Source organism: Halopiger aswanensis (assembly GCF_003610195.1).
Classification (GTDB): Archaea; Halobacteriota; Halobacteria; order Halobacteriales; family Natrialbaceae; genus Halopiger; species Halopiger aswanensis.
The window spans coordinates 1,294,780-1,313,803 of record NZ_RAPO01000002.1; the positions used below are offsets into that span (position 1 = coordinate 1,294,780).

A 19,024-nucleotide genomic window follows, 5' to 3' on the forward strand; every position below is an offset into this window, starting at 1 on the left:
TGTAGGCAGCGTTGAAACGACCCAAGCGAATGGCGGGATCCGCTCGGCTGTGTGTGACAAATCAGAAAGGAGGCGTCGGAAAGACGACCGTTGCGATCAACCTCGCCGGTGCGTTGAACGAACGCGGACGGGACGTGCTCTTCGTCGATCTCGATCCGCAGGGCAACGCGACCGAGGGCCTCGGACAGCTCGACGCCTACGACGCCGAGCCGCCGACGCTGCTCGACGCGCTCGTGGACCCGTCCGGCGTCCCGCTCGAGGAGATCGTCTACGAGCACGCCGAGATGGACGTGCTCGCGAGCAACGTCGACATGAACGCGGCCCAGTCGACGCTGGCCGAGCAGCCGGACGCCGAAGATCGGCTCGACGCGTTGCTGACCGCCCTCGAGCGCGAGGGCGGCTACGACGTCGTCGTCGTCGACTGCCCGCCACAGCTCGGACTGATTACCGACAACGCCCTCTGTGCGACAGAAAACCTCGTGATTCCGGCGCTGGCCGAATCGACGAGCAAGCGCTCGCTCGAGTTGCTGTTCGACTACGTCGGCTCCCTCGAGATGGATTACGACGTCGAGATCGAGCCGCGTGCGCTGGTCGCGAACCGCGTCGAGTACACCAATCAGGCCGACGAGATGCTCGAGTGGTTCGACGAGGCGCTGCCGGACGTTCCGCTGTTCGAAGTGCGCAAACGCGTGGCGCTCCAGCGGGCCTTCGAGTCTGGAACGTCGATCTTCGAGGTCGAGGAAGACGTCGACATGGAGGCGGTGTTCCGGTCGATGGCCGAGACGCTCGACGAGCGGGCCGCTCGCCAGGAGGTGTCAGCATGACCGACGACAGAGCACGGCGGATCCGAGATATCCGCAATCGATCGAAAGGGGGGTCGGATGATGACGATAGCGACGCGGAGGCGGAGGCCGACGTCGAGAGTGAAAACGGGACCGACGTCGACGCCGAGACTGCAACGGAAACTGACGCAGGGGCTGACGACTCCGGTTCGAACGACGCGGAATCGAACGCCGAACCGGAAGCCGACGACGTTCTCGAGGCCGACGAGTCGTCCGCGGGGACGGACGACGGGGATGAGCGGGAGGCGACGGACGAACGGGAACGGGAACAGGAGCAAGAGCAAGAACAGGGACAGGATCGAGGCGATACGGAGCAGTCGGAGCAGTTGACGGCGGAAACGGCGGCCGACGCTGACGCTGCCGGCGAGACGCTCTCCTACGACGAAACCGAAACGACGGGGACCGAGGAGCCGCTCGAGCAGGCCGCCACGGAGCGGACCGAACCGGTAGCCGACGCCGGCGGCGCCGCGATCGCGAACGGGAACGCAGCGACGACAGGGATCGGTACCGGAACAGGGACCGGCACCGAGACGACCGACGGCGTGAGTGAAGCGTCGCTGCAGGGTGCGATCGCCGGCATGTCCGATACGGTCACCGTCGACGAGCGCGTCGGCGAAGCGACCGTCGACTCGACGGCCGTCATGGACGCCGACACGTACGGCGAGGCGGCCGGCCGCGAGGAGGTGTTCGATCGGGGCGACTCGCTGATCGCGTCGACCCACAACGAGGAAGACACCGTCCAGATGCTCGAGTTCTACCTCAACGATAACCGGTACGCGATCGAGATCGGACGGGTCAGCGCGATCGTCGAGATGAAAGACATCACCCGGTTCCCCCGCGGGCCGGAGGCGATCGACGGCGTCACCGACCTCCGCGGCGAGATCACGGGCGTTCTCGACCCGACCGTCATGCTCGACGTCGAACGCAGCGAGCCCACCGACGACCACTACATCGTCGTCCTCGAGCGCGAGGGCGACAAGCAGAAACTCGGGATCCGCGTGACCGACGTCTCGCAGGCGGTCACCTACCGCGAATCCCAGATCGACGAGACGGGGACCGTGATGGACGGGACGGACACCCAACACGAGTTCGTCGAGGGGATCATCAAGAAGCACGTCGACGACGAAACGGCGCTGGTCGCGTGGCTCGATATCGACGGTCTGATCGAGACCACGGAGACGGAGTACACGCCGAGCGATTACGTTCGGAACTGATCGGTCGTTTATTTCATAATTCCGATACCATTTCTCTCGAGCTGTTGGCTCGTCCAGTAGCAGCGGAACTCGATTCGACCGCGCACCGCGTCGCCGTAGTGTAGTTCCCTCGAGAAGCGACGCGGCGGTCGCCGGCCGCGTTGGGAGAATCCGCCAATAGAGGGAATCCAGCGGTAATTGTGGGCAGTCAGACGACGGTCGTTCCGCCAGCAATTTTAAATAGTGAAGGTTCGACCGTGTGAGTAGTAAACAATGGACCGAATGGGTAGTGGCGACCGATCCAAACCACGGCAACGAACTGACAGTTCTTCGAGAAGTGATCGCGATCGCGAGGGAAGTTCGGCGGACGACGACGGGGATCGGCAGCCGAACCGCCGTCACCGCACTGACGGCGGCAATCGGCCGGCGACGACCGCAGCCGACCGACCGACGACAGGTGAGGGGACCGAGGACACCGCGGCGGGCCGCGGGACCGACGCAGCCGCCGCGAGCGACGTCGGGACGCTGCGACGCGCCGGCTACCAGCAGCTGTTCGACGGCACCGGCGTTCCAACCTTCATCCTGGACGCCGACGGCACCATCGTCGAGTGGAACGCGGCCCTAGCCGAACTGACGGGCGTCGACCGGGCGGAAGCGATCGGCCACGAACACGCCTCGGAACACTTCTACCCGGACGGCCGTCGCGCCGACACGCTCGCGGACAAAGTGTTACAGGCGCCCGAGCGCGCACACCGCGAGTTCGGCGTCGAACACCGCGACCCCGAACGCAATCGGTACGGCGACACCAGTACGATGGTCGACCGCCACGGCGACGAGAAACACATCGACTTCTCGGCGACGCCGCTGTACGACGGCGACGAACTGATCGGCGTCATCGAGGTCGTCATCGACCGCACCGACATCGTCAACGAGCGGGATGCGACGGTCGATCTGGTCCAGGAGATTCGCACGACGGCAAACGAGATCAGCGACGGCGACCTCACCGCCCGCGCCGAGCGCAGCGACGACTTCGATGCGCTCGACGACGACCTGGTCGACGTGGTCGACGCGGTCAACGGGATGGCCGACAACTTAGAGACGCTCACCGGTCGCGTCACCGAGCAGGCAACCGAGATGCGCTCGGCCGTCGACGAGGCCAACGACGCGGCCGACGAGATCGCCGGCAACGTCACCGAACAGCACGGCCTGCTCGAGGATTCGGTCGACGAGATGCAGTCCTTTGCGGCGGGGATGGAGGAGGTCGCAGCCCAGGCCGACGAGGTCGACTCCGCGGCGCGGACGGCGCGGGAAGCCGTCGAACAGGGGCTCGACGCGGGCGAGGACGCGCGCGAGGCGACCGAAGACGTCGTCGCGATCGGTGACGAACTGTCCGAAAGCGTCGACGCCTTAGCCGAGAAGATGAACGAGATCGGGGACGTCGTCGAGGTCATTTCCGACGTCGCCGATCAGACGAACCTGCTCGCGCTCAACGCGAACATCGAGGCGGCGCGGGCCGGCGAGAGCGGCAACGGATTCGCCGTCGTCGCCGACCAGGTCAAGAAACTCGCCGACGAGACTCAGGAACACACCGAGGAGATCACCAAGAGCCTCGACGAGTTGCAGGCCCAGTCACAGGATACGACCGACGCCGTCGAACAGTCCCACGAGCGGATCGAACACGCCGACGAGCAGATCGAGGCCGTGCTGACCTCGCTCGAGGATATCGCGGACTCGGTCGACGAGGCGGCAAACGGCATCTCCGAGGTCGCGCGGGTGATCGACGACCAGACGGCCAGCATCGAGGAGCTCACGTCGACGATGGAGACCGTCCGCGATCGGTCGGACGAGAGCGAGGCGGCCGCCGAACGGATCGTGGCCGCGACCGACCACCAGAACCAGACGATCGAGACGCTCATGGAGCGAGTCGACGAGTTACAGACCGAAGACGTCTAACGCTGCCGCGTACGGCTGCGATTCGCTCTCGCGTTTATTCTCTCTTCGCCCCGCTTCGCCCCGCTTCGCCCCTCGATAGCCGCCCGCAGCTACCGATAGCGAACTGGACAGTCCGCTCGAGGTCGGAGATACACCTCGAGGAGGAGTACGACTTCTCATGGACGATGAATGCGCCTCGAGAACAGCAAAATAACCGAACTCAGATCCGAACGCTGGTCGGATCGATCCAGAACACGAACTCGTCGTCGCGTCGGATGACGCCGGCGATGCCCTCGCCGTCGACCGAGGTGTCGACCGTGTCGGTCCAGACTTCCTCGACCTGGTAAACCTCGTCGGCGAGCCAGCCGATGCGCTCGTTGGAGCCGCGCTTGCGCTTGAAGACGATGATCCGGTTACCGATCACCGAGTCGTCGTGCGTCTCGCCGAAGATCCGCCTGAGGTTGACGATCTTCGTCGTCTCGCCGCGCAGATCCATGACGCCTTCGACGTGATCCGGCGTGTTCGGCACCGCCGTTAGCTGGTTGGTGTCGACGATCTCTGCCACGTAGCCGATGTCGACGCAGTAGCGGTTCTCGCCCAGGCTGAACTCGAGCACGTGCGTGCTCGTTCTGTCCTCCTCGTCCGCGGTCGGTTGATTCGATTTCGTCGTTGACATGTACACTCACTTCCGGTTGGGTGTGGCCTCGAGTCCATCCCGCCGTCGACCTCGAGTTAGCCGAGATCGACGTCGAGCCCGTCGGCGACGTCCTGGGATCGTCCCGTCGCCCCGTCGGTCGCGAGCGCGACCGCCTCGGCGTCGGCCCGAATCCGGTCGACCGTTCGATCGATGGTCGTCGCTTCGTCCCAGAGTTTCTCGGCGGGGCTCTTGACTTCACTGGCCACCCGTCGGCGACTTCCCCGGCGGTCGCGGCCGCGCTCGAGGCGGAGCGATCGGCGGCCGGGTAGAGACACAGCGATACAAGTGACTGTCAGGCAGATAAGTGTTGTTGCAGATCGAACGGGACACACGCCGTACCACGCCGAACCGTCCCGACCGTCGAGGGTCGATCCGCGACCGTCGCGCCGCATCGCTACCGATACGTCCCGCCGGTGCGCGACTTTTATCCGCGTCCGGTGCCGATTTCGGGGCATGAGTGACCCACGTTCGGAGTTTCTGGCCGGCGACCGGCCGGACGACGTCGCGCTCTATCTAGCCGACTCGTTCGTCGACGACGACCGCCTCGAGGAGTTCGGCGAACGCGTCGACGGCGGCACGCTGATCGTCGTCGACGGCGAGCGCGGCCGCAGCGCGTTTCAGGCGGCGACCGGGATGGGTGCGATGCAGTTCGCCAAATCAGCGATGGACCACGAGGGCATCGTCGACGCCGACCTCACCGGCGGCACCTGCCCGGAGACGCCCGGCGACAGCGAGGGCGACCACGAACCGGAGTTCGTCTTCGCCTTCGCCGAAGAGCAAAACGACGACGTCGGCGGTATCTACGCCGAGGGCGACGTCATCCACGCGTACGTCCAGTGTGAGTGTGGTACCGCCTACTCCGACAAGTGGAACCCCGAGCCCGAACGCGATCCGGCCGAACTCGAGGAGCTGTAAGGTCGCAGCCGATACCCGGCCATACCGCTCGATTTCTCGATCTCGAGTGCCGCCGCCGGCTGGCGAGAACGCCACCGACGGCAAGGTGGGTTCTTTTCTACCTCGACGGTCTAGCTGTCGGTAGACACCACTATGAGCTCCGTCGACACGGCCCAGCGGACCGAGCGCGGCTTCGGCCTCTCGAGTCGCGACGGTCGCGTGATCGGCGGTGCGAGCCTGCTGATGGCGATCAACGTCGCGGTGATGTACGCATTCGTGGGGACGCCGCTGGCGGCGATCAACGACTTCCTGTTCGGGACCGCGCCGATCCTCGGCGTGATCGTCTACGGCGCAGCGATCATGGGCGGCCAATTACTCGCCGAGCGCGGCGTCAAGGGCGGCGACACCGGAGTCGCCTTCATCGGCGTCGTCGTCCTGCAACTCGCGTTCGGGATCTTCGGCGCGGGCGTATTGCGGTTCGCTCCGCCAGAGAGCTACCTGACGATTCTCGGCGTCACGGCGATCGTCACGGCCGTCCTGACCGCGCTGATCGCCGGCTACGTCTACGCGCGCTCGACGACGTTCGAGCACTGGGGGAAGTTCGCCAACTTCGCGTTCCTCGGCGGGATCGCGGTCATCGCCGTCGGCTCGTTCGTCCTCTCGGAGCTGCTGCTCGTCGGCTTCGTCCTCGTCTTCCTCGGATTCCTCCTGCGACTGGGCTACGAGATCTGGCAGGTTCGGGACAACCGCAACGCGTCCGTGGCCCTCCAGACGATCGGCGTCTACGTCGCCGTCGCGGGCGTCTTCGTCCACGTGTTGCAACTGGTGATGCGGTACGTCCTCTCGAGGGAGTAAGCGGGTAACAGCCCGGCGAAATCTGCAGGATAAAACGGCTAGGCGGATGGAAAACGCGTCACGACCGGCGAACGGCTGGGACGGACGTTAGTGGATCCCCATCGCTTCGATCTGTTCCTGATACCGGTTGCGGATGGTGACTTCCGTCACCTGGGCGACCTCTGCGACCTCGCGCTGGGTCTTCTTCTCGTTACAGAGCAGCGACGCGGCGTAGATCGCGGCCGCGGCGTACCCCGTCGGCGACTTGCCGGAGAGCAGGCCTTTTTCGGCCGTTACCTGGATGATCTCTCGCGTCTTCGCCGTGACCTCCTCGCTCAGATCGAGTTCCGAGCAGAACCGCGGCACGTACTCCTGGGGATCGACCGGCTTCAGTTCCAGACTCAGTTCCTGGGCGACGTACCGATACGTGCGGCCGATCTCCTTGCGCTCGACGCGGGACACCTCGGCGACCTCCTCTAAGCTCCGCGGGATGCCCTCCTGACGGCAGGCGGCGTAGAGACAGCCGGTGGCGACGCCCTCGATCGAGCGGCCGCGGATCAGATCCTCGGAGAGCGCCCGTCGGTAGACGACGCTCGCGACCTCGCGGACCGATCGCGGGATGCCGAGCGCGCTCGACATGCGATCGATCTCGCTTAACGCGGACTGGAGGTTCCGCTCGCCGGCGTCTTTCGTGCGAATGCGTTCCTGCCACTTGCGGAGCCGGCGCATCTGGCTGCGCTTGTCAGCCGACAGCGAGCGGCCGTACGCGTCCGTATTCTTCCAGTCGATCTGGGTAGTCAGCCCCTTGTCGTGCATCGCCTGGGTCGTCGGCGCACCGACGCGGGACTTGCTCTGTCGCTCGGAGTGGTTGAACGCGCGCCACTCCGGCCCGCGGTCGATGTTGCTCTCCTCGACGACCAGTCCGCAGTCCTCGCAGACGAGTTCTCGCTGGTCCCCGCTCCTGACGAGATTGTCCGAGTTACACTCCGTGCACACCCGTTCGTCCCCCTCCTGCTGTTCCTCGCGATCCGTCGTCGTTTCGGAGTCGTGCGTGCGCTGCCGGGTGAGCCTATCCATTACCCGATACAACCGGCCCAGTGGCTTAAGGGACGTGCTATGACAACAGACTGTTAGTACCCAGCGATCGAACCGCTATTCGAGCGAATTCGTGCCTAATGGCGCCCAAAACGGGAAACGCGCGGTGGAGAAGATAGCGAACGGCGATTACGCGGCGGGTTCGTCGCCGGCGTCCGTCCCGCTGCTGTCGGCCCCGTCCTCGTCCGCGACGACCTCGCGGAACGCGTCGAGGATGACCTGCTTCGTTACCGCCCCGCGAGAGGTCCAGTGGTTCGCGAAGTCCAGCATGTCGTCGTAGATATCGGGTTTGCAGCCCGCGGCCTTGGGGTGGCCGCCGCCGTTGACCTTCCCCGCGACCTCGTGGCAGCGGTCGAACTCGTCGGTGCCGCGGATGGAGGCCGAGCCGGCGGGTTTGACGATCACCGAGGCGTCGGCGCCCGCCTCGCGCATCGCTTCGGCGACCTCGTTTTGCGAGCAGCGGCCGTAGGTGACGCCGACGGTGTAGCCGCCGATCTCGCGGTACTCCGCGCGCGCGATGGCGCGGTCGATCAGCGCCTCCTTCTCGACGCGGCGCTCGGAGATGTAGTCGCGGACCCAGTCCGGCAAGTCGACGCCGTACTCGCGGACGACCTCGACGTACTCCGCGGGGTCGGTCCAGTAGGCGTAGTCCGCCAGATCGTCGCTGCGGGGATCCTCGCGCAGCCAGAGGTCGTGGTCCCGCGTCACGGCTGCCAGTTCCTCGTACATCGGCGAGAAGTCGTACTCGAGCGAACGGTAGACGACGTCCGCGCTGCACTCCTCGTCGGAGTCGCCGATCACGAGGTCGACGCCGGCGTCCCGAACCGCCTGCGCGACGTCGTCGTCCCACTGGTGGTGGTCGTACCACGCGACCGACGAGGCGGTCTCGAGGGCCGCCTCGAGTTCGTCCTCGACGTACTCGTACCTGTCCGGCGCGAGGTCGCAGACGAACAGGTCGACGCCGTCGTCGCCGTACTCGGCGACCCGCGCGATCGCGTCCTCGACGTCGTGGGGGCTGGCGGGGATCAGCGCGACCTCGTGTGGGGTCGGTTCGGGCTCCTCGAGCGGGCTCTCGACCTCGTCGCCGGCGAGACCGACGGCCGTCTCCTCGGCGTCGTCGACGGCGTCGGCCGCGTCCGACGCTTCCGTGGGTGCATCGTCCGCGTCGCCGTCCTCAGTCTCGTCGTCCGGTTCGGGAACGTTCCGGACGTCGTCGTAGGCCTCCCGAATCAGGGCGACGCAGGCCAGTCCGTCGGCGTCGGGGTCGGCGACGACCGCGACCTCGGCGCCCTCGAGGGCGGCGGCCGCCTGCTCCTCTTCTAGGTCCTCCTCGACCGTGTCGGGCAGGAAAAAGCCGGTTCCGGGGAGGACGGACTTGCGGGCCAGCGGCAGATCGCCGCTGTCGATGAGTTCGTCGTACATGTTCCCTCCTGGGCGGCGGGCGGGGAAGTGCGTTCCCCTCTGCTCCCGTCGCGGCGACTCGAGAATGCGACTCGAGAGTAGTCGACTACGCGTCCGCGGCCGTCTCGGCGACCGCGTCGGTTTCGGACTCCTCGTCGCCCGCCGGCTCGAGTTGCCGAACCGTCAGCACGGGTGCGGGCGAGGTTCGGACGACCCGCTCGGCGACGCTGCCCAGCAGCAGGCGGTTCTCGCCGTGGCGGCCGCGGGTACCGGTCGCGACCAGGTCGGCGTCGATTTCGCGGGCGTACTCGCAGATCTCGGCTGCGGGCCGACCCTCGCGGACCGCCGTCTTCACCTCCCGGTCGGCGCGGTCCTCGACGGTCCCGAGCGCGGCGTCCGCGTGGGTCTCGAGGGCGGTTCGGAGCTCCTCGCGGAGCTGTTCGGGCGAGGCGTCGACCTCGCTGGCGTCGACGACCGACAGCGCGTGGACCTCGGCGTCGAACCGGTCGGCGAGATCGAGCGCGACGTCGACGGCCCGCTTGACGCTCTCGGAGCCGTCGGTGGCGACCACGACCGTATCGAACATGCGCGAGGGTTCTGTCTCCGGTGGCTTAAACTCCACTGCTCTTGCAGTTGCTCGGTCGTTCCGCTGACGCGGTCGCGACTCGAGCGCGCCGCCACGACTCGAGCGGAGTATCACGATTCCGAAGTCGCCGACGCCACGGGGAGACCTTTTTGGCATCGGCGCACACACTGGCGCGTATGGACGACAGCAAGCCGTTTTCCGTCGACACCGTTCTCGCGCCGGTCGACGGAAGCGACGAGTCCGCCACCGCCGTCGAATACGCCGTCGCCGTCGCGGATCGGTACGACGCGTCCGTCCACACGCTGTTCGTGCTCGGACAGGGCGTCGTCCACGGCATGGACGCCGGTACCGTCGACGAGGACGCCGTCGCCGAGGACACGAAGAACTTCCTCGAGGACGTCGGCACGATCGCCGACGAGGCCGACGTCCCCCTGTCGACGTCGATCGACGACGGGTTCTCCCAGACCCGCAAGACCCGCCACCCCGGCAACGTCGTGCTCGATACGGCCGACGAGATCGACGCCGACTTCATCGTTCTGCCGCGGGAACCGGTGAGCGACGCGACGGCTGCGGAGGTTGAAGTCCTCGAGAAGGCGGCCGAGTACGTGCTGTCGTACGCGAGCCAGCCCGTTCTGTCGGTGTAGAACGTCCCGCGACGAGTCAGTCCAGCAGAATCGCCATCTCCTGTTCGAAACTCTCCGTCCCCGTCGCCTCGAAGCCGACGCGCTTGTAGAGCGCGATCGCCGGCTGGTTCCACCGCTCGACGGTCAGCCACACCTTCTCGATGCCGACGTCGCTGGCGTGGCCCAGTAAGTGCTCGAGCAACTGCGTCCCGATACCGGCCCGCTGGTAGGCCTGCAGGACGAAGATCGCCAGTTCCCACTCGACGTCGCTGCGGGCCTCGATCGCGCCCGGATCGTCCGTGTCGGGGACGAGTACGGCGTGGCCGATCACGTCGCCGTCGTGGCGCGCGACGACGTTGACGCTCTCGTCGGCGATCGTCTCGAGCCAGTTGCGGATCCGCTCCTCGCCGGTCGGCGGGATCCCCTGGGCTCGATCGGAGGGGTCGAAGTCGTCGTACATCGCGACGACGTCGTCGACGACGGCTTCGAAGTCCGCGGGGGCTCGGACCTCGATCGATCGGCCGTCGCCGTCCTCGAACGTCGTCGGCGGCGACGGGAACGGTCCGGCCGGCTCGTCCGGATACGGTCGCGTCCCTGACATCGTTATCGCACGAGCTTGACGGTCGTCGGGGCGTTCAACAGCACGAATTCGGTGATCGGGCCGAGCTGGATCTTCCCCATCGGCGACAGGGTGCCGCCGCCGATCACCAGCTGGTCGAACTCGCCCTGTTCGGCGTAGTCGACCAGCGCGCTGCCCGGATCGCCCTCGAGGCGGACGATCTCGGCGTCGAGGCCGGCCTCCTCGAGGTGGTCCTCGGCTTCCGTCGCCATCTCGTCCTGCGAGCGCTTCGATTCGGGTTTATCGAGGACGGCGACGGTGAGTTTGTCGCCGGCCTCCTGCGTCCGATCGATGGTCTGTTGGAGCGCTTTCACCGATTCGTCGCTGCCCCCGAGACCCAGTAAGACGTTCATATACGTGCGTGTGTCCGCACGGACGAAAACCGTTATGCCGGGCGACGGGGTGACACGGGGAACCGCGGGTCTACACGACGCGCTGGGACCGACTGGCACACGAGTTCCGTGACGACGCTGTTAAGACCGTGTAGGGAGTACGGTGACCGAATGAGTGACGCGGCGCTCGATGTCGTAGAGTTCCTGCTCACGACGAGCGTGTATTCGGACGACAGGACGCTGGACGAGAACGATCTGCCGCCGTCGTTCCGCCGAGTTTTCTGGACCGGGGGCGCGAACGGCGGCAGCGACGACGGCGATAGCGACGACGGAACCAGCCGCCGCCGCACCGGCATCAGTCGCCCGCTCTCGGCCACGAACAGCACGGCACGCGAGGCGACCGGGGTCGACCAACCCTGGGCTGCCGTCTCGGAACTGATGTTCACCGAGCGCGACGAGTTCTCCGGGACGATCACCCTCACCCAGGAGGAGATGGCCGAGCGGTGGTTCGCCGAGCGCGCCACCGAGCAGCGGCTGCTCGAGAACCCGACGCTGGCGAAACACTTCGAAGCGCACGACGAGTACGGGGACGACTTCGACGTCACCCACGAGGAAGCCCGCGAGCAAAACCGGCCGATCCGCGCGGATCGAGTCTGGATCGACGGCCTGCTCGAGGAGTACTTCGACGAGGAGGAGGACGAGGAGATGCTCGACCTCGTCGAGGTACGAGCACCCGAGGAGATCGATATCACCCTCGACGATCTCGTCCTCACGGCAGATCAGGAGGGTGAAATCGACAAGATCGCGAAGGCGATCGAACACCGCGACTACCTCTCGGAGATCGGCCTTCGCGAGATCGGGAAGTTGCTGTTCGTCGGGCCTCCCGGCACTGGAAAGACGTCGACTGCACAGGCGCTGGCCCGCGACATGGATCTGCCCTTCGTCGAGGTCAAACTCTCGATGATCACCTCCCAGTATCTGGGCGAGACGGCGAAAAACGTCGACAAGACCTTCGAGGTCGCCAAGCGACTGTCGCCGTGTATCCTCTTTATCGACGAGTTCGACTTCGTCGCCAAGACCCGCCGCAGCGACGAACACGCCGCCCTCAAGCGCGCCGTCAACACCCTGCTCAAGAGCATCGACAACATCTCCCTGATCGAGGACGACGTCCTGCTGATCGGCGCGACGAACCACCCCGATCAGCTCGACGACGCCGCCTGGCGCCGCTTCGACGAGATCATCAACTTTCCCAAGCCCGACTACAACATGCGGGCCGACATCCTCCAGGTCATCACCCGCCAGATGAAAATCGAGGAATTCGACCCGCAACTCATCGCCGAGGCCACGGAGGGGCTGACCGGTAGCGACCTCCGAATGGTCCTCCGGGAGGCCGTTCTCGAGGCGCTGACAGAAGATCGGACGACGCTCACGCAGGAAGACCTGCTCAACGCCGTCGAGGAGTTCGAGGAGCGCGACAACCTGAAGAACATGGACATGATCGAGGGCGACCACGACGCCCTGGTCGCGGGCGGCGATATCGAGGGGGCTGCGAGCGACGGCGGACAGTCGCACGACCACGACCACGATCACGACCACGATCACAGCCACGACCACTGAGCGGCGGCTACAGCACTCCATCACCGCCGGCCGCAACCCGCGTCGACGGGACGAGTCGGAACCCTATTCTGCCGCGTCGGATTCGTCGTCCTCGAGCGCCGACTTCGCGGCGTACGCGACGCCGCCGGCGACGCCCGCGGCGCCCGCGCCGACGCCGAAGCCGGGGATCGAATCGTCGCTCTCGTCGACGCCGCCGTCGTCTTCGGACCCCTCCCCCGTCTCGTCCTCGGCATCGGCCTCGCCGATCTGGGCGAGCGGAATCGTGGCGGGCTCGTCCGCCGAGTGAGCGAGCGCCTCGGACTGGTCGATCCCGTCGGGCGTGACCATGTCGATGACGTTCGGCGCGTTCGGCGCCTCGGCGCCGCCGAAGGTCCACTCGCCGCCCTCGGTTGATACCGAACGGACGCGGCCCTCGCCGTGGCCGTCCATGCTGCAGACGATCGCCATCCCCTCGCCCTCGGGGACGTACTCGAGGCCGTCGCGGGGGACGATCAGCGCGACGGTCCGGGGATCGTTCTCGCGGTCGTACTCGACGTCGACGCCGCTGACGTACTCGCCGTCGGCGGTTTCGACGCGGGGCTCGAACTCGTTGCCGAAGCCGTCCGCGACGACGCGGTGGTGGTAGGGCGCGTCGAACTGCGCGTTGACGCCCTCGCGGGCTTCGGTCGCCCCTCCCTCGGCGTCGGGGTCGCGGAGGTACACCTGCATCATCGGGTGCGAGAAGCCGTGGGAGCCGCCCCACGGGTCGGAGAGTTCGTTCTGGAACTCGTACTCGATGCGGTAGCCGTCCTCCCCGCCCTCGATCGTCACCGACGCGAGGTCGAGTTCGCCCGCGGGGATCTCGTCGGTCGTCGGGTAGGTGTAGGTCCCCGGCCCGTGGTCGGTTCCGTCTTCGGACTCCCAGACGACGATCGGATCGGTCGGCATCGTGAAGTCGGTCGGCTCGTCCGCCTCGAGGACGACGGCCGTCCCGACGGTCACCTCGGCGTAGTCGCCGTCGTCGGCGTACTCGATGTTCGCTTCGCCGCCGGCCAGCAGGTTCTCCTCGTGGACGTAGTCGCCGACGGTGATCGTCTGCGGGCCGGTTGCGAAGTTCAACAGGACGACCGCCCGGCGGTCAGTCTCGGGATCGTACCGCGCGAACGCGAGTCCGCCGTCTTCCTCGGCGCGGTAGTCGATCCGCTCGAGGCGGCCGCGCGCGCCGAAGGCGGGGTGGTCCTGGTAGAGGCCGACGAGCCGCCGGTAGAAGTCCAGTAGGTCCTCGTCGAACTCACCCCAGTTCATCGCCTCGCGCCACTCGCGCAGGCCGGTCTCCTGGCCGTAGTAGATCAGGGGCACGCCGGGGAGGGTGAACGTCGCCGCGGCCGCGGCGCGCTGGGCTTCCCCGCCGTGGTTCGCGAGGTACCGGTCCGTGTCGTGGTTCTCGACGTACTGCATGAACAGCGCGCGGTCCGGCGCGCCCTCGGCCCGCCGGCGCTCGACCGCCTCGAGGATTCCCTCGGCGTTGCCGTCGGCCGCGTCCGACAGCGCCGCGTGGAGGTGGTTGTCGTAGTGGAGGTCGAACAGGCCGCCGGCAAACTCCACGTCGTAGGGCATCGTCTCGTCCAGCATGAGGAACTCGGGGTCGTGGCGCTCGAGTCGGTCGTAGACCTCCTGCCAGAATCCCTTGGGGACGCCCCAGGCGACGTCGGCGCGGATGCCGTCGACCCGCTCGGCCCAGAAGTCGATGACCTCGAGCAGGTACTCCCGGACCTCGGGTTCGTTGTAGTTCAGGTTCGGGATATCCGCCCAACCGAAGTAGAACTCCGCCTCGAGGGCCTCGCGGTCCGTCCAGCGGTACCAGTCGGCGTACTTCTCGTGTTCGGGATGGTCCGGATCGGTCGCCGCCTGAAAGAACGGATGGCTGTCGGCGGTGTGGTTGATCACGAGGTCGAAGATGACCTTGATGTCGCGCTCGTGGCACGCCTCGACGAGCGCCTCGAACTCCTCGAGCGACCCCAGGTCGGGGTCGGTCGCGAAGTAGTCGCTGATGTGGTAGCCGTGGGGACCGCCCTCTTCGGGCGGGGTGCCGAAGCCGCGGTCGGTCTCGAGGAACGGCGTCATCCAGACGGCGTCGACCCCCAGCTCGGCCAGGTGGTCGATCCGGTCGGCGATCGTGTCGAAGGTCGGCTCGTCCTGATCCGGGAACCGCCGGGTGAAGATCTCGTAGATGACGGCGTTTTCGGCCCAGTCGGGCACGTCGTAGGGGTGTTCGACGCGGATCGAGTCGCCGTCGGGGACGAGATCGATCGCGTCCGGGACCGAGTGGCGCGTGCCGACCGCGACGGCGTGGACGCGCACGCGGTCGTCGATCTCCGACGCCGAGATCGGGCCCTCGAGGTCGCCGAGCCGGTCGCGGTGGCGATCGTCGAGGTAGAACTCGACGTCTAGATCGCCGCCCACGACGTCCTCGCGGTCGGCCGCCCTCGCCGTCGCGCTCAGGACCACCCGATCGCCGACGACCTCGGCGTCGAGGTCGACCGTCGGGCGTGCACCGTCCTCGGTCTCCTCGGGGTAGACCCGGACCGTGAGATCGTGAACGCCGTCGGGCGCCTCGAGTTCGAGTCGGTACTCGCCCGGCTCGTCGGGATCGAAGCCGACGACGCCGTCGCCCTCGAGCGACGGGTCGGCGCCCGCGGGTGCCTCCGCGACGGACCAGGAGTAGTCGGCGTCGCCGTCGGGGTTCCACGGCGCGATGCTGTCCCGCGTCTCCGTTTCGTGGCCGAGCGGATCGGCGATCTCCTCGCCGGCGTGCAGGAATCGCGGTCGTCCCGGATGGTGCGAGCCGTCGCCGCTCTCCAACTCGATCGTCGCTCGATCCGTCTGGTGCTCCGCGCTCGCCGGCACGGCGGTCGACGCGACCGCCGCTGCGAGCCCGGCGATGAACGTCCGTCGTTCCATGCTACCGAGTGTGTTACCACTCGCCGACTTAGTATTTATGATGAAAATTTACTTCACACGTGTCCGATCGGCGGCCGCGACGGCGGAACGAGAGCGCGGCGGGCTGTCGTGACGGCCGAGATCAGTGTACCCTTTATGCGACGGGCGCTAATCACACGTCATGAGAGACACTGCGCCACACGGAGCGGCAGTGCCCGGAACCGACGGCGACGCCGCGGACGCGTTCGCCGAGCGGGTGCGGACCGAACACGGCGACGCGATCCGCGATCTCGTCGTCTTCGGCGACGCAGTTCAGGGCGAACGCGACGTCCACGCCGAAGCCGAGGTCCTGATCGTCCTCGAGGAGGCCGACGAAGAACGGGAGCAGCAACTCGAGGGACTGGCCGAAACCGTCGGCGCCGAGTACGGCATCGTCTTCTCGCCGTACATCCTTCCGGCCGAGCGAGTCGAGGACCAGGAGGATCATCCGCTGCTCCGGCGGGCGTTCGCTGAAGGGCGATCGTATGTATAACCGGGTGCGCAAGCGCGCGAGAGGGCCGCGGTGACGATGCGCGTCACGTTGCTGGGAACCGGCGACACGACCGGCACGCCGACCGTCGGCTGCGACTGCGAGACCTGCGAGACCGCGCGGGAGCGGGACATAGAGCGGACCCGGTTCTCGGTCCACGTCGAAAACGAGCGGACCGACGAATCGCTGCTGATCGATTTCAGTCCCGACTTTCGCTACCAGTTCCTCCGGGACGACGTTTCGCTGCCCGACGCGGCCCTCATCACGCACATCCACTTCGACCACCTCGACGGGCTGGGCAACGTCTTCCGCGTCTTCGACTCACTGGACGTCTACGCGGCCGACGAAACCGATCCCCAGACCGGGAAGAGCGTCGCCGACACGGTTCGCGACGACTACCACTACCTCGATCCGATCGACGTCCACCCGACGCCGCCGCTCGAGTCGGTCCGGATCTGCGGGTTCGACGTGACGCTCGTGCCGGTCGAGCATCCCCCGCTGCTGTGTTACGGGCTCGCGATCGAGGATCCCGAGACGGGCGCGAAACTCTCGCTGTCGGGCGACACGAGCTACGGGATCCCGGAGCGGTCCCGCGAGGTGCTCGCCGACCCCGACCTCCTGCTGGCCGACGCCATCGTCCCCGCCAAGTTCTGCGAGCACCACCCCGTCGGCGGCCGTCACGAAGGCCCCGACGGCGTTCCCCGAACCTTCGGTACGAAACACATGACCCGCGAGGGCGCGCTCGCGCTGGCCGACGACCTCGAGGCCGAGCGCACGCGGCTGGTCCACCTCGCGCACTACTATCCGGCCGACGAGGCCTTCGAGGAGCCGCTGGCGGTCGACGGCGAGGAGTACGTCCTCTGAACGAGCGCACTGGTGGCACATGAAAGTCCAATAGCTACATCGCCGATCCGCGTCGGTGTTCGTATGGCACAGCTCACGGACGACGACGAAGGCAAACGGATCGTCAACGCGGAAGGCGAACAGATCGGCATCATCGAGAGCGTCGAGGGCGGCACCGCACACGTCAATCCAGATCCGGGGATGACGGATACGATCAAGTCGAAGCTCGGGTGGGGCGATACCGACGAGGACACCTACCCGCTCGACGCGGAAAACATCGAATCGATTTCCGACGACGAGGTCCGGCTCCAGCGGCTCTGAGGATTCGGCGCGCCAGCGCGCGACCTCACCCCCACCGAAACCGCTGTTCTACCCCTACTCGAACTGCCCCAGTCCCGACTGACGCCGCCGCTTTCCGGTCGGATCGGCAACCCAGGGTGTTCGTCGGTCACGTTCCGCCTCGAGGTCGATTTCGTCGGGATCGGCCGCGGGCTCGTACCCGGGACACGAGGGACCGCACCTCGAGTTGGCGTCGACGAGCCGGTCGGCCCACTCGCAGTGCGGCAGCGTCGCCCCGGTGTCGGCCGGATCGGTCGGTTCGCAGGCGCGACAGTCGGGAATGCCGTACGTTCGCCACCCCTTGCCGTAGGCCCGTTCGGCGAGCCGACGTCGGGCGCGCGCCTTTTCGTCGGGCGGCACGACGGCGATATCCGTGCGGCCGGGGCGGGACTCGAGGGGTTCGATTCCGGGCTCGTCGACCGGGAGCGGCGTCGGCTCGCGGATAACCTCGACCTCGACCTCAAGGTCGCTCTCGAGAGCCCCCGATTGGGCCGTCCTCGAGCCGTCGCGGTGGACACGCCAGACGCCGACCTCGTCGGGGATCCGGTTCAGGTGCGCGCGCGTCACGTAACTCTCGGTCGCGAGGATCGCTTCGTCCACCAGGGCGAGGCTGACGTCCGTCCGGAGTTGCGCCTCGAGGTCGCCCGGCCGGCCGAGGTCGGGTTTGTTCTCGATGCCGACGAGCCGGCCGTACCAGTCCGGATAGCGGGCGACCTGCCGGACGTACTCGCGACCCTTCCGGCGTTCGCGTTCGAAAAACCCGATCTCGCAGGCGCGCTCGACCGCCCGTCGCGCGTGATCGGGATGGCAGTCGTCCGGTACGGCGTTCTTCCAGTACCGGGCCCGGCCGGGACCGACGTCGGACTCGATCGCTGCGTCGGGGACCGTCTCGCTCGTGATGGCGGTTCGATCCTCGAACTCCGGTCCCGGTGCGACGCAAACGACGTCGAGGATTCGACCGCCGGGATCCGCGACGCTCGCGCCGAGTTGCCGGGCGACGATCCCCGATCGCCGGGCCTCGAGGTGGGCACACAACTCGAGTTCGAACGCGAACTCCGACGCCGAGGGAGACACAGGAGACGGAACGGGCGCGGTCGGAAAAAGCCCGTCGGGTGCGGGCGGTCCATTACTGCGCCGACGTGAGCGGCGGCTCGGACCGTCGGCCGAACCGCCGATCGACGGCGGTCTCGAGGCGTTCACGAAGCAGTCGCGCCCCGGCGAGGCCGGTTCCGGTCGTCGCGAGGCCGACGAGGAGCGCGACCGCGGCCGCGCGCGAGGAGTCGTCGACCGTTGCTGCCGCTGCGAGCGCGGTGAGCGTCGCGGCGACGATCAGCGCTGTGGCTCCCACTGCGACGACCGCGATTTCGGCGACGCTGTGGCCGTCGATCGAGACGACCGTTCTCGGTGGACTCGGATCGTTCATCGTAGTTCTACCGACGGTCCGACCGGGAATAAATGTAATCTTAATTATGTTTTTGTAGCGCGTGCTACTGAAATTCGTTTCAGTAGCTGAGGCGCGTCGAGAGCCGATGGGGATACCGTTGCGATTCGAACGGGGCAATGGCGAGAAACCGACCCGGTCGAATCGAACCGACTCCAACTGCGCTGAGACGGGAAGCCGTGTAAACTATCTCACCTCGCTTGGGCACTGGCCTCACTCGTTCCAGCGGCACCACCCTACTGATGCATCCGAATCCTGAGAGATGTGAATACGCCTGTGCAGCAAGTA

At 66.9% G+C, this 19,024-nt stretch carries 20 protein-coding genes; 10 read left to right on the plus strand and 10 right to left on the minus strand.

Annotation, left to right across the window (positions count from 1 at the left end; translation table 11 throughout):
- Positions 1-29: 29 nt before the first annotated feature.
- From ATJ93_RS13255 to ATJ93_RS13265, 3 genes are all read left to right on the plus strand, one after another.
- Positions 30-824, plus strand: coding sequence for a ParA family protein (locus ATJ93_RS13255; RefSeq protein WP_120245084.1), 795 nt, complete (start codon positions 30-32; stop codon positions 822-824).
- Positions 821-2,056, plus strand: a complete 1,236-nt coding sequence (locus ATJ93_RS13260) for a chemotaxis protein CheW (protein WP_120245085.1) — start codon at positions 821-823, stop codon at positions 2,054-2,056. Before ATJ93_RS13255 ends, ATJ93_RS13260 begins: the two co-directional genes overlap by 4 nt.
- A gap of 252 nt (positions 2,057-2,308) precedes the next feature.
- A complete protein-coding gene (locus ATJ93_RS13265; RefSeq protein ID WP_211334058.1) occupies positions 2,309-3,988 on the plus strand; it encodes a methyl-accepting chemotaxis protein in 1,680 nt (559 codons plus the stop codon).
- 199 nt (positions 3,989-4,187) lie between these two features.
- Here the strand turns inward: ATJ93_RS13265 and ATJ93_RS13270 are convergent, their stop codons facing one another.
- Together ATJ93_RS13270 and ATJ93_RS23260 are read right to left on the minus strand one after the other, a co-directional pair.
- Positions 4,188-4,643 (minus strand): chemotaxis protein CheW, encoded by a 456-nt coding sequence (locus ATJ93_RS13270; protein WP_120245086.1) that lies wholly within the window; start codon positions 4,641-4,643, stop codon positions 4,188-4,190.
- Positions 4,644-4,699: 56 nt separating this feature from the next.
- Entirely contained in the window at positions 4,700-4,939 is a 240-nt protein-coding gene (locus ATJ93_RS23260) for a hypothetical protein (RefSeq protein WP_147376655.1), read from the minus strand.
- Between the two features lie 178 nt (positions 4,940-5,117).
- On the opposite strand from ATJ93_RS23260, the gene ATJ93_RS13275 reads away from it, so the two are divergent.
- A complete protein-coding gene (locus tag ATJ93_RS13275; RefSeq protein ID WP_120245087.1) occupies positions 5,118-5,579 on the plus strand; it encodes a DUF5807 family protein in 462 nt (153 codons plus the stop codon).
- A gap of 132 nt (positions 5,580-5,711) precedes the next feature.
- On the plus strand, positions 5,712-6,413 hold the full coding sequence (locus ATJ93_RS13280) for a hypothetical protein (RefSeq protein WP_120245088.1): 702 nt from the start codon (positions 5,712-5,714) through the stop codon (positions 6,411-6,413).
- 87 nt (positions 6,414-6,500) lie between these two features.
- On the opposite strand, the gene ATJ93_RS13285 is transcribed toward ATJ93_RS13280, so the two are convergent.
- The 3 genes from ATJ93_RS13285 to ATJ93_RS13295 form a co-directional block, all read right to left on the minus strand.
- A complete protein-coding gene (locus ATJ93_RS13285; protein WP_120245089.1) occupies positions 6,501-7,469 on the minus strand; it encodes a transcription initiation factor IIB in 969 nt (322 codons plus the stop codon).
- A 147-nt stretch (positions 7,470-7,616) separates the two neighbouring features.
- Positions 7,617-8,909, minus strand: a complete 1,293-nt coding sequence (locus ATJ93_RS13290; RefSeq protein ID WP_120245090.1) for a DHH family phosphoesterase — start codon at positions 8,907-8,909, stop codon at positions 7,617-7,619.
- A gap of 85 nt (positions 8,910-8,994) precedes the next feature.
- On the minus strand, positions 8,995-9,474 hold the full coding sequence (locus ATJ93_RS13295) for a universal stress protein (RefSeq protein WP_120245091.1): 480 nt from the start codon (positions 9,472-9,474) through the stop codon (positions 8,995-8,997).
- Positions 9,475-9,650: 176 nt separating this feature from the next.
- Between ATJ93_RS13295 and ATJ93_RS13300 the strand changes: the two genes are divergently transcribed.
- Positions 9,651-10,118 carry a universal stress protein gene (locus ATJ93_RS13300; RefSeq protein ID WP_120245092.1) on the plus strand — a complete coding sequence of 156 codons (468 nt, stop codon included), beginning with the start codon at positions 9,651-9,653 and terminating at the stop codon, positions 10,116-10,118.
- A 16-nt stretch (positions 10,119-10,134) separates the two neighbouring features.
- Here the strand turns inward: ATJ93_RS13300 and ATJ93_RS13305 are convergent, their stop codons facing one another.
- Together ATJ93_RS13305 and ATJ93_RS13310 are read right to left on the minus strand one after the other, a co-directional pair.
- Positions 10,135-10,698 carry a GNAT family N-acetyltransferase gene (locus ATJ93_RS13305; RefSeq protein WP_120245093.1) on the minus strand — a complete coding sequence of 188 codons (564 nt, stop codon included), beginning with the start codon at positions 10,696-10,698 and terminating at the stop codon, positions 10,135-10,137.
- A gap of 2 nt (positions 10,699-10,700) precedes the next feature.
- On the minus strand, positions 10,701-11,069 hold the full coding sequence (locus ATJ93_RS13310) for a universal stress protein (RefSeq protein ID WP_120245094.1): 369 nt from the start codon (positions 11,067-11,069) through the stop codon (positions 10,701-10,703).
- A 150-nt stretch (positions 11,070-11,219) separates the two neighbouring features.
- On the opposite strand from ATJ93_RS13310, the gene ATJ93_RS13315 reads away from it, so the two are divergent.
- Positions 11,220-12,665: an ATP-binding protein gene (locus ATJ93_RS13315; protein ID WP_120245095.1), complete on the plus strand. Its 1,446-nt coding sequence runs from the start codon at positions 11,220-11,222 to the stop codon at positions 12,663-12,665.
- A gap of 63 nt (positions 12,666-12,728) precedes the next feature.
- Here ATJ93_RS13315 and ATJ93_RS13320 read toward each other — a convergent pair whose 3' ends face one another.
- Entirely contained in the window at positions 12,729-15,605 is a 2,877-nt protein-coding gene (locus ATJ93_RS13320) for an alpha-amylase family glycosyl hydrolase (protein ID WP_120245096.1), read from the minus strand.
- Between the two features lie 160 nt (positions 15,606-15,765).
- Between ATJ93_RS13320 and ATJ93_RS13325 the strand changes: the two genes are divergently transcribed.
- The 3 genes from ATJ93_RS13325 (at position 15,766) to ATJ93_RS13335 (ending at position 17,277) form a co-directional block, all read left to right on the plus strand.
- Positions 15,766-16,116 carry a hypothetical protein gene (locus tag ATJ93_RS13325; RefSeq protein WP_120245097.1) on the plus strand — a complete coding sequence of 117 codons (351 nt, stop codon included), beginning with the start codon at positions 15,766-15,768 and terminating at the stop codon, positions 16,114-16,116.
- Between the two features lie 36 nt (positions 16,117-16,152).
- Positions 16,153-16,977, plus strand: a complete 825-nt coding sequence (locus ATJ93_RS13330; protein ID WP_120245098.1) for an MBL fold metallo-hydrolase — start codon at positions 16,153-16,155, stop codon at positions 16,975-16,977.
- Positions 16,978-17,040: 63 nt separating this feature from the next.
- Positions 17,041-17,277 (plus strand): PRC-barrel domain containing protein, encoded by a 237-nt coding sequence (locus tag ATJ93_RS13335; protein WP_120245099.1) that lies wholly within the window; start codon positions 17,041-17,043, stop codon positions 17,275-17,277.
- 54 nt (positions 17,278-17,331) lie between these two features.
- On the opposite strand, the gene ATJ93_RS13340 is transcribed toward ATJ93_RS13335, so the two are convergent.
- Positions 17,332-18,369, minus strand: a complete 1,038-nt coding sequence (locus tag ATJ93_RS13340; RefSeq protein WP_120245100.1) for a DUF5787 family protein — start codon at positions 18,367-18,369, stop codon at positions 17,332-17,334.
- 52 nt (positions 18,370-18,421) lie between these two features.
- A complete protein-coding gene (locus tag ATJ93_RS13345; protein ID WP_120245101.1) occupies positions 18,422-18,718 on the minus strand; it encodes a hypothetical protein in 297 nt (98 codons plus the stop codon).
- Positions 18,719-19,024: the final 306 nt, after the last annotated feature.

Coding starts and splice junctions, on each gene's coding strand:
- ATJ93_RS13255 (WP_120245084.1), top strand. CDS start 30: ATGGCGGGATCCGCTCGGCTGTGTGTGACAAATCAGAAAGGAGGCGTC.
- ATJ93_RS13260 (WP_120245085.1), top strand. CDS start 821: ATGACCGACGACAGAGCACGGCGGATCCGAGATATCCGCAATCGATCG.
- ATJ93_RS13265 (WP_211334058.1), top strand. CDS start 2,309: ATGGACCGAATGGGTAGTGGCGACCGATCCAAACCACGGCAACGAACT.
- ATJ93_RS13270 (WP_120245086.1), bottom strand. CDS start 4,643: ATGTCAACGACGAAATCGAATCAACCGACCGCGGACGAGGAGGACAGA.
- ATJ93_RS13275 (WP_120245087.1), top strand. CDS start 5,118: ATGAGTGACCCACGTTCGGAGTTTCTGGCCGGCGACCGGCCGGACGAC.
- ATJ93_RS13280 (WP_120245088.1), top strand. CDS start 5,712: ATGAGCTCCGTCGACACGGCCCAGCGGACCGAGCGCGGCTTCGGCCTC.
- ATJ93_RS13285 (WP_120245089.1), bottom strand. CDS start 7,469: ATGGATAGGCTCACCCGGCAGCGCACGCACGACTCCGAAACGACGACG.
- ATJ93_RS13290 (WP_120245090.1), bottom strand. CDS start 8,909: ATGTACGACGAACTCATCGACAGCGGCGATCTGCCGCTGGCCCGCAAG.
- ATJ93_RS13295 (WP_120245091.1), bottom strand. CDS start 9,474: ATGTTCGATACGGTCGTGGTCGCCACCGACGGCTCCGAGAGCGTCAAG.
- ATJ93_RS13300 (WP_120245092.1), top strand. CDS start 9,651: ATGGACGACAGCAAGCCGTTTTCCGTCGACACCGTTCTCGCGCCGGTC.
- ATJ93_RS13305 (WP_120245093.1), bottom strand. CDS start 10,698: ATGTCAGGGACGCGACCGTATCCGGACGAGCCGGCCGGACCGTTCCCG.
- ATJ93_RS13310 (WP_120245094.1), bottom strand. CDS start 11,069: ATGAACGTCTTACTGGGTCTCGGGGGCAGCGACGAATCGGTGAAAGCG.
- ATJ93_RS13315 (WP_120245095.1), top strand. CDS start 11,220: ATGAGTGACGCGGCGCTCGATGTCGTAGAGTTCCTGCTCACGACGAGC.
- ATJ93_RS13320 (WP_120245096.1), bottom strand. CDS start 15,605: ATGGAACGACGGACGTTCATCGCCGGGCTCGCAGCGGCGGTCGCGTCG.
- ATJ93_RS13325 (WP_120245097.1), top strand. CDS start 15,766: ATGAGAGACACTGCGCCACACGGAGCGGCAGTGCCCGGAACCGACGGC.
- ATJ93_RS13330 (WP_120245098.1), top strand. CDS start 16,153: ATGCGCGTCACGTTGCTGGGAACCGGCGACACGACCGGCACGCCGACC.
- ATJ93_RS13335 (WP_120245099.1), top strand. CDS start 17,041: ATGGCACAGCTCACGGACGACGACGAAGGCAAACGGATCGTCAACGCG.
- ATJ93_RS13345 (WP_120245101.1), bottom strand. CDS start 18,718: ATGAACGATCCGAGTCCACCGAGAACGGTCGTCTCGATCGACGGCCAC.